The organism is Mesorhizobium sp. LjRoot246, from assembly GCF_964254115.1.
Lineage (GTDB): Bacteria > Pseudomonadota > Alphaproteobacteria > Rhizobiales > Rhizobiaceae > Mesorhizobium.
Genome location: NZ_CAXUSN020000002.1, coordinates 116,982 through 127,971, shown reverse-complemented (window position 1 = coordinate 127,971; position 10,990 = coordinate 116,982). Strand labels below are relative to the sequence as shown.

Here is a 10,990-nt window from a genome sequence, read left to right as displayed (position 1 = left end):
AACGCCAATTCCGTCGATTGCCACCAAAAGAAGTTGGCAAAATCTAGCTGCTTCCCCTGACAGTCGCAACAGGAAAATGCGCTTTCGCGCCACGGATTTTCTTTGCCGCAAGCAAGGGAAAGACGTGGTGACCATACACACCGAAATGGCCCAGTGGCTTGCCGACATCACGACGGTCAAGCAGATCGACCACTATCTTGCGCTGGTCTGGCGAGGGCTGGCCGAGGGCGCCTTGAGGGACCAGGAGGCGCAAGAACTAAGCGAGGCCGCCTGTTCGCGGCGCTCCTTTTTACAAGAGGCGCGCGAAGCGCGTATGCCGCCGGCGCGCACCTACTTTCCGCAGCGCCCCAAATCCGAGCAGTCGCGCCACCAAGCGGCGAGCGGGTCGCGCTGCCCTGTCCGATGGGCGAGGAAACGACGCTTGGGCGATATGGCCGCCCTGCCCCCAAATGTGCGGGATCGCTTCACGGAGGGTGAGCGGGCCGTGCTTTATATTGTCGCCTCGGATTGCCGTCAGCACGGCTCTTGCGGATCGAGCGTCAAAGAGATCGGCGACCGCGCGGGCGTCGGCGCCACCACCGTCCGTAACGCGCTGCGCCGGGCCCGCCATCTTGGCCTGCTCGACATCACAGACCGCCCGCAATGGCGCGCCAGGCATCTGCCAAACCTGGTAAAAATCCAATGCCGGCGCTGGCTCGCATGGCTCAAAAAATTTCGGCCGAACCTCGGCCTTAAATTTTGTCCGACTGGGTTCAAAAAAGCGGTGTCCTCAGGAACCTTCGGCAATGAACAGAAAGGCGGACAGCCTTCTTACAGCCGGACGGGTGGCCCTTCGGGCCCCTTTGGGCAGTTTGCTAGACGCAAACCACCGTCCGGCTGACGCCTGGGAAGCCTAGCCCCACCATTCCGCACCCAGTCGAACCGTCGCAAGGGGCTTTTGAACAAGCCTGCCGGAGCCGCTTGCGCTGAGCAAGGCAAAAATCAGCGCTTGGGGACGCGGCCCAGGAGCAGAGCGGCCGTCGGCACGCCAAGGCCTTTGGCGATCATGCCGATAATCGCCAACGTCAGGTTCTGTTGCCCTTGCTCGATCTTGTAATAGGTGACGACCGAGATGCCGATCTGGTCGGCAACCTCCTTCTTCAGCATGTCCTTTCGGCTGCGGAAGGCGTTTAACGCGCGCGCGATGTTGTTCTTGATCTGCTGGACGTCGAGCCGCTTCATGGATGGCTCCAGGACTGCCGGCGGCAGCAGCAATTCAGCGACGCTGATTTCAAGGGCCCGCGCGAATAGCGCGACGGTCCCGAGCGTTAGATTCTGCTCCTGCCGCATCGTCAAATAGTAGGTGCGGTAGGAGAATTCCTTTTCGCTGGCAAAGCTCTTGATCAGCGCAACGAAATCTCGATTCGACAAATTCCGCCGCTGTCGTTCTTCTTCGAGTTTTGCCGCTATTTGCGCCTGCATCGCATTGCGCTCTGGGTTGTCCAAAACGTTTCTCGGATCGTATTTTTCCACCGCCGTCCCACCCCATACAAACCTCCTTTCGCGGTCGCAAGAAATCAATTAAAGTATAAACTGCGACGTCCGTGAAAGGAGCTCCCATTGACCAAATCTCTGCTCTATGCCGCCGCCATTGCAGTTGGCTCCCTCTACGCCAGCAGCGCGCCGGCTTCCGAATGGGGCTGTCAGGTACTGCTGTGCGTTTCCGGGAACTGGCAAGCCACCCCAAGCTGCCACCCGCCAATGTACCGGCTCCTCGCCGCCATGAAGCGTCCGGGTTTCTCCTGGCCGACGTGTCCCGCGGCGAGTTCCACCGCGGCGCGGAAAGACGTCTATGACGACTGCCCGGAAGGTTGGACCGTCGGCTACAGCGACGTCGGGCACGACGGCAACCGCTCAAAACCAAACATGTGTGAGAAGCGCGAGAATCTGTGCTTCAACCATCGCAACGGCAGGCCAATCTTCAAGCCAGTCATCAACCGGCGTGACGGCGACAGTTGCCAGAAGACCATCAGCATGCCGCGGCCGGTGCGGTCAAAGCCTTGGTACGTCGAGTACACCGACGCAAAGGGCTTGAGGCAGCGGGCCTGGTTCAATCTCAACATCTGATTGCTGCTTCCGGCGATTCTATGATGACACTCTAATTGACGTGCGAACGGAAATCGAGCCACCTACTTACAGAAGGTATCCCAATATGCGCAGCATCAACCGTTTCACCGTTGCCGGGAACGTAGGCAGCGTCACCAGCTTCAATAAGGCGGTCAAAGTCAGCATCGCTGCCGACCGCCATTGGACCAACGACGCCGGGAAGAAGGAGACCAGGACGGACTGGGTCACCGTCACCGTGTTCGATGATCAGGCCGCCTGGATCAAAGACAACGTTTCGAAAGGCCAGCCGGTCATAGCCGAAGGCCGCATAAACAACTCATCGTACGAAAAGGACGGCGAGACGGTCTACACGACCGATCTGGTCGCAACGACGTTCAACGCCTTCCAAGTTGCCAATGCCAATACGAGCGATTGACGGAACCGTCCGACGGTTCCGCACGCTTTCGCTTCGGCCTCCGGCAACGTCTGCAGCGGCCTAGTCGTCGCGGCGGCGCAATTCGGCAAAGGCACCGCTATCGCGGCTGGGTTCGTGCCCCTCCCCTTCGGCCGAGTGGCGCCCTGGCAGACCATCCGACAAAAGTGGTGGAGGAACCTGCCCTCCCCTGCCCCTGCTCGAGCGATGTGTCGACGCAGAAGCGTGAGCTTTCGATCATCGCAACGTGTGGCCTGAGCTGGCCACTCGGCTCAAGGTCAGGAACAGCTTCGATAGCATCATGGGCCCTGTCTGGGAGCAGCCGTGCGCAGCCCACAACCTGGGAAATCGGAGTGACAGCGAGGACGTATGTTGGGCCGAAACGATCGAACTCGTCGACCTCCCTACCCTGCCTGACCTTCACGTCCCATTTCAAACGGCCAGCAAAGACGCGTGCGCGTAGACGATGCATCGACTCGACAAGATGTGCATAGGTGGCGTGCGCCACACCTGGAATTGCGATTGCCTGCATCCGTTGCTCTCCGGGTTCGTCGTGGAGTCGGAGGCAAAAAGGCACGATCTCGGAGCTGGCCGCAACTAGTGAAGGGCATGAGTGCGATTCTCTCCCGAAGGCGTGAGTCGGGTTGGGTGTTCTGGATCCGGTTCGGAAACCAAGAAGCGAGTTCCGAACGGACTAACAAAATTACTATAGGCCTTGGTCGATTAACGTGCCAACGGATTGGTTTGAAAGGGAAATTGCGTGTTGTGCCGAAACGTGAACGGCGTCGGAGGAACAGTCGTTAAGTATCTGTTAACCTTAAAGCGCTGGACGAACGTGAAGAATCGTGGCCTACCTTTGTCGGGCAAAGGGCGATAAACCGCCCAAAGGCCGACAAAGAGGGTTTGCTTCGACAATGGCTGCACAGACTGCGACAGCTGCACAGCAGGAAGATCCGGCGGACAAGATTGTCCGGCATGCCGGGATGCTCTCTAGTCATCTACAGGCCAGACGTCAGCAGATGTATCCGCCTGACGCCCAGAAGAGCCTCAGGTACTTCATGACTCATGAGGTTTCCAGACTTACTTCAATACCTGAATCTACCCTCAAATTGATGTCGAATGAGGGCAAAGGCCCGGTGCCGGCTCGACTCGAGAACAATCATCGCGCCTATACGCTCGCGCAGATCAATGAGCTTCGCGAATTGTTCGCGGCGCAACGCCCGACCGAAGCCTTGCGCTTCTTGCCACACCGGCGTGGCGGCGAGCATCTTCAGATTTTGGCCATCGCCAATTTTAAAGGCGGCAGCGCCAAGACAACGACGAGTGCGCATCTCGCACACTATCTCGCACTTCACGGTTATAGGGTCCTTGCGATTGACCTCGATCCCCAGGCGTCGCTGTCGGCCATGTTTGGCGCGCAGCCGGAGATGGATGTACAGCACAATGAGACCATCTATGCCGCACTGCGCTACGATGACGAACGGCGCCCGATCCGGGAGATAATCCGAAAGACCTACTTTTCCGGGATCGACCTGATCCCGGGAAACATCGAGGTCATGGAGTACGAGCATGAAACTCCCCGGTTCCTATCGAAGCGCCAAGTCAGCTCCGACAGCATCTTCTTCGAACGGCTTCGGCTCGCACTGGGAGAGGTCGAAGATGGTTATGACGTCGTCATCCTGGACACCCCCCCTTCCCTCGGCTTTCTGACCCTTGGTGCAATCTACGCAGCGACCGGTCTCCTAGTGACGGTCCATCCGGCGATGCTCGACGTGATGTCGATGAGCCAGTTCCTGTTGATGATGGGCGATTTGATATCGGTTATCCGCGATGCAGGAGCGACGATGAAACAGGACTTTCTTCGCTATGTCGTGACACGGCATGATCCAATGGATCATTCTCAAGTTCACGTCGTAACGATGCTCCGGCATCTCTTTACCGAGGACGTCCTTACGTCGACTGCGGTAGAAAGTGCTGCCATCGAGACCGCGGGTCTCGCTAAACGGACCCTGTACGAGCTTGAATCCGGGAATATCTCTGCCGCGACCGCTAAGCGTGCGAGAGAGTCGATCGACGCAGTCAACGATCAAATACTCGGCTTGATTAGCCAGAGCTGGGGACGAACGTGATGAGCAAGCGCCCGTCTGGGAAGTCGATTCTAGCGAACTTTAGCTCCTTTTCTGAACCGGACGCGGACGCTGGTGAGCCGCCGTCCTCAGAGGGGGCGAAGTCTCCGGTGCAAGCGCAACCCCTCCCTCGCGTTGGTGCAGGCGTGATCGGGGCGACTCAGCGTTCTCTTTCCGAACTCAGGGAAGAGCGTGACCGACTTCAGGCGCTGGTTGACGCCGGTGGCGGAGCCGAGCTTGATCCAAAGTTGATCGATCCGTCTCCGTTCCCTGATCGATTGCCCGATGACAGTGATGTCGAGTTCGAGGCACTGAAGAAGCTGATATCGGAGGAAGGCCAGAAGGTTCCCATTCAGGTGCGTCGGCATCCGACCACGGAAGGTCGATATCAGGTCATCTATGGACATCGCCGTTGGCGTGCCGCGATCGACCTCGGCATCAGCGTCAAGGCGACGGTCGTTGCATTGTCAGACAGCGAGCTTGTTGTTGCACAGGGTATCGAGAATGCGGCGCGCCAGGACTTGAGCTGGATAGAGCGCGCGCTTTTTGCCTGGCGGATGGATGAGGCGGGCATCAAGCCACGAGATATTCGCGCCGCGTTATCCATCGACGACCCAGAGTTGGCGCGCCTTCGCACGGTGTCCAGAGCGCTTCCGCTCGACGTGATCGAGGCAATTGGGCGTGCTCCCAAAGTTGGTCGACCTCGCTGGCTCGCACTGGCGACCGCTGTCAGCGCTGACAGTTCTGCGCTTGGTCGGCTGCGAAGAACCTTGTCAGCTGACAAGGTTCTGGGGCTGCCCTCGGATGAGCGATTCAGACAGGCGCTGGATGCGGTCAAGGCGCCAACGCAGCGCTCGCAAAGTGAAATTGAGCTCAGGAGCCCGAACGGCAAAGCCGTTGGGAGGGCAATCTTCTCAGGTGCGGACGTCAAGCTTTCAGTAGGCGGCGAGCACGCCGCCGCATTCAATGCCTTCATCGAAGCAGAGCTGCCCGCGCTGATGGATAGGTTCTTTTCGCAGGAGGAGCGGGCGTGAATTCAGTGTCGGACTCAAGACCTTGTCATCTGACAAGGATGGGCGAAGCGCTGGAATGGGTGGAGGCTTCGGCCAAAGCCAGACGGACTTGGTGCAACAAACACAGAGGTAGCAAGCGGTAAAAAGAAAGGCCCCCGAAACAGCGTCTCGGAAGCCCCTCTCGTTCGTTTGGCGACAACGAGAATCTCACTTCCGCGAATCACAGTCAAGGGTCTCCTTGCGGAGATTGGACGCCATTTTGGTGGGCGCTTTCGCTTTGCCTAAAAGCTGAAGGGCAGAACCATGACTCAACCACTAGCGACGACGCCCTTTGGGCGGCGGCCGATGACGCTTGGCATGATCTCAAGCCAAGTCACCGCAACGGCGGTGCCGAAGGACGCGACCGTCCACAAATGGCATGTCTTCCAAGATATCAAGGACGCCAGGATCGCTCTGGGCGCCACAGATCGCGCTTTGACCGTTCTCGACGCGCTGTTGTCGTTCCATCCGGACACGGCGCTCTATGGCGACAGCGAGCTGATCGTCTGGCCATCAAACGAGCAGCTTATCCGCCGCGCCAACGGAATGCCTCCAACGACCTTGCGGCGGCACCTGGCCGTCTTGGTCGAGTGTGGATTGATCATCCGTCGGGACAGCCCAAACGGCAAGCGCTTCGCGCGGAAAGGGCAGGGCGGCGAGATCGAGCAAGCCTATGGCTTCGACATCTCGCCGATCGTCGCGCGCGCCGAGGAGTTCAAAGATCTTGCGGAAGCGGTCAGATCTGAGAAGAAGGCCTTTCGTCTCGTTAAGGAGCGACTAACCATATGCCGGCGTGACATCGTCAAGATGATCGATGCCGGCATTGAGGAAGGCGTGCCGGCGAACTGGGGCAGGGTCCAGCAGGCCTACCAGGCGATTGTCGGCCAGATACCACGAACCGCACCCCGACAGGCCTTCGAGGCGATCGCCGAGGAGCTTGAAGGCCTATGGGCTGAAGTGCGTGAAGCATTGGAATCATTTGTAAAAACACAGAAAATGGACGCCAATGAGTCCCGAAATGGGCGCCACATACAGAATTCAAAACCAGACTCTAAATTTGAATCTGAAAACGGCTTAGGAAATAAAGATGAAGCGGGCGCCAACGTTGCGGATACCGACAACGTACGGAGCCTGCCAAAGCGCGAGCTGCCTTTGGGAATCGTGCTGGATGCCTGCCCGAACATGCTTTGGCTGGTGAAGGGCGGCGGCGGAATCCGCAATTGGCGTGAATTTCTGGCCGCGGCTGAGGTTGCCCGGCCGGCCATGGGCATCAGCCCGAGCGCCTGGGAGGAGGCGCGAACGGCCATGGGTGAGCAACAGGCGGGGATTACCATTGCCGCGATCTACCAGCGGCAGGATCAGATCAACAGCGCCGGCGGTTATTTGCGCAGCCTGACAGACCGAGCAAAGGCCGGAAAGTTCTCGGTCTGGCCGATGGTGATGGCCTTGTTGCGGGCCAAGCTTGATGCGTCGAAGACGATCGGAACCGGAGCTGAAACCGCTGCCGTCGATTTGGAGACGGCAGGCAAGATTGTGCGCACCGAATCCCGGCTTGAAATCAGCGATGCGTTGCGCCGCAGCCTCGACAAGCCGGGGCGCAGATCATGAGAAGGCGGGCAGGTTTGATACGCACTACAGGGCTTGGACGGTCCTTGCAGCGCTTGTCGGGAAGAGCATCTTATGAGAGCATCGAGGGCATGAAAAACGAACACGACCGGGAACCGACGCCCGATGAAACCGCCGGAATGGTGTGGTGGAACTCACTTGCCGAATCCGATCGTACGGCTTGGCTGGCGCGGGCCGGCAGCGCTGTTCCAGCTGATGCCTGGGTCGCGTACAAGCGGCTCCGGAATGTTGAGCGTCAGCCACGGACCGTAAACTGAGGACTGTTCTGCAGCGGGATGACGGTCAGCTCGCGGGTAGTTCGGCGACGAGTCCAAGCCGGCGGGCTCGATCGAGCAGGTTCTTGACTGAGGAGGCAGACCATTTTGCGCTTCCTCGTGGGGTTCGCTCATGCAGGCGCTCGAGCTGGCCAGCGATGTCGCGGAGCGACAGGTCTGGGTTAGACTGCGAAATCCCTGCCACAAGAGTCATCAGGCGATCTTCGGGAGGCAGAGGAGACGCCCGCTTTAGCAGTGTCGATTCGGCTAGGTGCTCGGTGACGAGCCACCTCACTGCCCGCCGCAGTCGTTCAGGCGTCCAGTCGAGGCCGCGCTGCTTCAGGACCCGAGCGATGTCGTCCCAGTTATGGTCTGGTCGCATCCGGCGGACCGTCGGAAGCCACTGGTTCATCGTTGATTGTAGCCGTCGGCCATAAGCCGCCTTTTGCACCGCGGTCATCTTCGCCAAGGCTTCGGGCTTGCGCTCCCGGATACCAGGATTGCCTGGCAGTCGCCCCTTCGATCTTGCAGCGATGATGCCAGCCTTGGTCCGTTCCGAGATCAGCGCACGCTCGAGCTGGGCAACGGCACCGAGTACCTGTAGCGAAAACATGCCCTGTGGCGTCGACGTGTCGATTGGATCTCGGAGAGATCGGAAATGCGCGCCCTTCTCAGTCAGATCCTCGATCACCTGAAGAAGATGGCTGACCGAGCGCGCAAGGCGATCGAGACGCACAACGACCAAGACATCGCCGGCGCCGATATCGCTCATCAACCGCAGTAGGGCAGGGCGAGCTCTCGACGCACCGGATCCATGTTCCTGAACGACGACGTCGCAGCCGGCCGATTGCAGCTCAATCTCCTGCGCTTCCGTCGCTTGTTCGTCCGTCGACACGCGCGCGTAGCCGATTTGCCGGCCCTTTGGTCGTCCGGAGCGTCGATCTTGCGCTTCACGGGCCATTTGCGGCGTCTCTCAGCATGGGAAAGGGGCGTTTGTACAAACTCCGAAGATATCAATAAACGATCGTTTGTAAACGTCTCTTGAGGCTCGTTTTCGACATTGAGACCCCTGAGAAGCGCAGCAAAACGGGCATTCTCGTCGACCTGAGGCTCGATTGGCGTCCTGCTGTTCAGTCGCGTAGGCCTGGCGCGTCTATATAGTACACGCGTGGAAAATTCCGTCGCTATGACGGAAACGAATTGCGTGATAGCTTCCGTTAGAGGAATAATAGCACGTGTGAGCAATGGGTTACACCATCGAAAACCTGCCTCTTCAGACCTTGCTCCCTGCCATCGGCAGGGCGGAGGATCAGCTCGCCCGGCTGGACGAGCAGGTCAGGCGCAATCCTGTCGGAGAAGGCTTCGTTGAGCGGGGCCACTTCTTCGACGCAGCGGCCAGCATGTGGATCGGGGGCGAGCTTGTCCACGTGGAGGACCTGGTTCTCCACGACGAGCGGATGGACGTCCGGGCGCCGACCCATGAGTTGACGATCGCCCATCGAATTCTCAGAGCGCGACGGCGCGTCGCCGGAACGAAGTCCGGCTGGGCGGTGAGCGACGCGGGGATCGGGGCGCTCACCGGCTATGCAGATCCTGACGAGGAGGCCGGGGCAGGGGAGAGGATGCCGCCGATCGAACAGGCGGCAGACGTTGGCCTGATGGCTGAGGACGATCCGCTTGCTCGGGAGCTCGCCAATGTGGACGCGCTCCTCAAGCAGTCGCAACGCCTCCTCGACAGGGTTTCCGGTGCCAAGAGCGGAGGCCGGCAAGAACTGGTTGTCGGCGATCTCGTGGTTCGAGATCCCGATTGGGACGAGAAGGATCGCCTGACCCAGTGGAAGCATATTCTACGCGGCGTTGAAGATCTGCCGCCGACGCTTGGTGCGGCGTTCATCTGGGATGCGTGGGAGTCGCTGGAACCGATGCAACGCCAGCATTGGCTTGGCACTCTATTGGTCAGCGCCCATCTTCGCGCGCGAGGGAAGGTGGCCTCGCACCTGTTCGGCTTCAATGTCGGGTTGAAGGCCGTGCCGAGGGAGCGCCGGCGATCCGTAAACCGCCTGACCCGTCTTCTCGCCTTTCTCGACGCGATGTCGGCCGCGGCGGAGAGCGGCATGAAGGAGATAGCCCGGCTGGCACAGGCGCGCGAACAGATGACGCGCCGCCTGAACGGCCGTCGTTCATCGAGCAGCCTGCCGACGACCATGGAGCTCGTACTATCCCGCCCCATCGTCTCGGCGCCGATGATCGCGAAGACCGCCAGGGTGACGCAGCGCGCCGCCCTCAACCTCATCGGCGAACTCGGCGTGCGCGAGGTGACCGGGAGGGAACGGTATCGCGCTTGGGGTATCCTCTAGCCTTCAGGCGTTGGACTAATGACCATCGCGCGCAGGAACGGCTCAGGATCGACGTCGAACTCAGCCATGAATGCTTCTGCTGATCGGCTACCGTCCGCAAATTCGGCAACGACGTTCTCAACGACGGAGTTGTGATATGCGGCCAGCCACTCAAACTTCTCCCGTACCCGCCCGGTCGTTGCGGCTAGCTTCCCGCGGACGAGTTCCGCATGGCTTCGGAAGAAAAGGAAATAGCCGGCCGGGTCGTCAAACTCGGACTCGCTTGCACCAAGGTAGTCGACGAAGCGTGTGCCATCCACGTCCACACGCAGCAGGCGGTCCACGTAGCGCAGCTCCTCCTCAAGGTCGTGGTCCTGTTTGCGAAGCCGCGCATCCTCGAGAAAGCTCTGATAAGCGGCGTGGTCCACGACGATGCGGGGATGGATCGCCTCGTGCGTTTCGATTTCATAAGCCCGGACCATAGCAGGACCGAAAACCGGCCCCTTGCCGTCTAGTCCTACATGGGCATTGCCGATGGCGAGCCCAGCGCGGATCACCACGCCGTGTCCAATGCACTCAACCTGCGCATGAAGCAGATCGAGCAATTCATGGAAGAAGGCGCCGTCGTTGAACTGGGTGTCGAAGACCCGGACCCGCACGACTGCATCCGAAACGGAATCCGCGAATGCGCGGCTAAGCAACCGCGCATCCTTCATTCGGCGGGTTGGGAGTTCTTCGACCGGTGCGGTGAACGCCCGCAGTTGCAGCAACACATCGCGAATCTCGTGGGCATGACGCGTTTCGAGGAGGTTGCGGAAACCCAGCACGTCGATGAAGCTGACGATGCAGGGTTCGTATCCCTCGCCTGGCACGCGTGCAGCGACCTCCGCCGCATGCCGTTCACGCGCCCTCCTCTTACGGACGGTAGATCGCTCGACCGAACGCAAGGCTTCGGCGACGGTCTCGAATCCCTTTGCCTTTTTTGACATCCCTTAAGCCTCCCTAGGCCCTTACATGCATAGCGCAATTCGATAAAATATGGTCGAATGATACGGTATTCTGTATCAGAACGTGGCTA

At 59.6% G+C, this 10,990-nt stretch carries 11 protein-coding genes; 7 read left to right on the top strand and 4 right to left on the bottom strand.

Going from position 1 to position 10,990, the window contains the following annotated elements:
* Positions 1-880: hypothetical protein (locus ACSQ3L_RS31290; protein ID WP_436163666.1), on the top strand; the 880-nt coding region annotated here is incomplete at its 5' end.
* Positions 881-981: 101 nt separating this feature from the next.
* Here ACSQ3L_RS31290 and ACSQ3L_RS31285 read toward each other — a convergent pair.
* Positions 982-1,512, bottom strand: coding sequence for a helix-turn-helix domain-containing protein (locus ACSQ3L_RS31285; RefSeq protein WP_436163665.1), 531 nt, complete (start codon positions 1,510-1,512; stop codon positions 982-984).
* 87 nt (positions 1,513-1,599) lie between these two features.
* Between ACSQ3L_RS31285 and ACSQ3L_RS31280 the strand changes: the two genes are divergently transcribed.
* A complete protein-coding gene (locus ACSQ3L_RS31280) occupies positions 1,600-2,106 on the top strand; it encodes a hypothetical protein (RefSeq protein WP_436163664.1) in 507 nt (168 codons plus the stop codon).
* An 85-nt stretch (positions 2,107-2,191) separates the two neighbouring features.
* On the top strand, positions 2,192-2,521 hold the full coding sequence (locus tag ACSQ3L_RS31275) for a single-stranded DNA-binding protein (RefSeq protein WP_436163663.1): 330 nt from the start codon (positions 2,192-2,194) through the stop codon (positions 2,519-2,521).
* 97 nt (positions 2,522-2,618) lie between these two features.
* Here ACSQ3L_RS31275 and ACSQ3L_RS31270 read toward each other — a convergent pair whose 3' ends face one another.
* Positions 2,619-2,990 (bottom strand): acyl-homoserine-lactone synthase, encoded by a 372-nt coding sequence (locus tag ACSQ3L_RS31270; RefSeq protein WP_436163668.1) that lies wholly within the window; start codon positions 2,988-2,990, stop codon positions 2,619-2,621.
* Positions 2,991-3,432: 442 nt separating this feature from the next.
* On the opposite strand from ACSQ3L_RS31270, the gene repA reads away from it, so the two are divergent.
* The 3 genes from repA to repC all read left to right on the top strand — a co-directional run bounded on the left by repA (position 3,433) and on the right by repC (position 7,304).
* Entirely contained in the window at positions 3,433-4,647 is a 1,215-nt protein-coding gene (repA, locus tag ACSQ3L_RS31265; RefSeq protein WP_436163662.1) for a plasmid partitioning protein RepA, read from the top strand.
* A complete protein-coding gene (gene repB, locus ACSQ3L_RS31260) occupies positions 4,647-5,678 on the top strand; it encodes a plasmid partitioning protein RepB (protein ID WP_436163661.1) in 1,032 nt (343 codons plus the stop codon). Before repA ends, repB begins: the two co-directional genes overlap by 1 nt.
* Positions 5,679-5,960: 282 nt before the next feature.
* Positions 5,961-7,304, top strand: a complete 1,344-nt coding sequence (repC, locus tag ACSQ3L_RS31255; protein WP_436163660.1) for a plasmid replication protein RepC — start codon at positions 5,961-5,963, stop codon at positions 7,302-7,304.
* Between the two features lie 300 nt (positions 7,305-7,604).
* Here repC and ACSQ3L_RS31250 read toward each other — a convergent pair whose 3' ends face one another.
* Positions 7,605-8,537, bottom strand: a complete 933-nt coding sequence (locus ACSQ3L_RS31250; RefSeq protein ID WP_436163659.1) for a recombinase family protein — start codon at positions 8,535-8,537, stop codon at positions 7,605-7,607.
* A gap of 283 nt (positions 8,538-8,820) precedes the next feature.
* Here ACSQ3L_RS31250 and ACSQ3L_RS31245 point away from each other — a divergent pair, with 283 nt between their 5' ends.
* Complete coding sequence (locus tag ACSQ3L_RS31245; protein WP_436163658.1) at positions 8,821-9,933, top strand: RHE_PE00001 family protein; 1,113 nt, start codon at positions 8,821-8,823, stop codon at positions 9,931-9,933.
* Here ACSQ3L_RS31245 and ACSQ3L_RS31240 read toward each other — a convergent pair.
* The gene (locus ACSQ3L_RS31240) at positions 9,930-10,901 is read right to left on the bottom strand and encodes a hypothetical protein (protein WP_436163657.1); all 972 of its coding nucleotides are present in this window, start codon (positions 10,899-10,901) and stop codon (positions 9,930-9,932) included. The genes ACSQ3L_RS31245 and ACSQ3L_RS31240 overlap by 4 nt on opposite strands.
* Between the last annotated feature and the right edge of the window lie 89 nt (positions 10,902-10,990).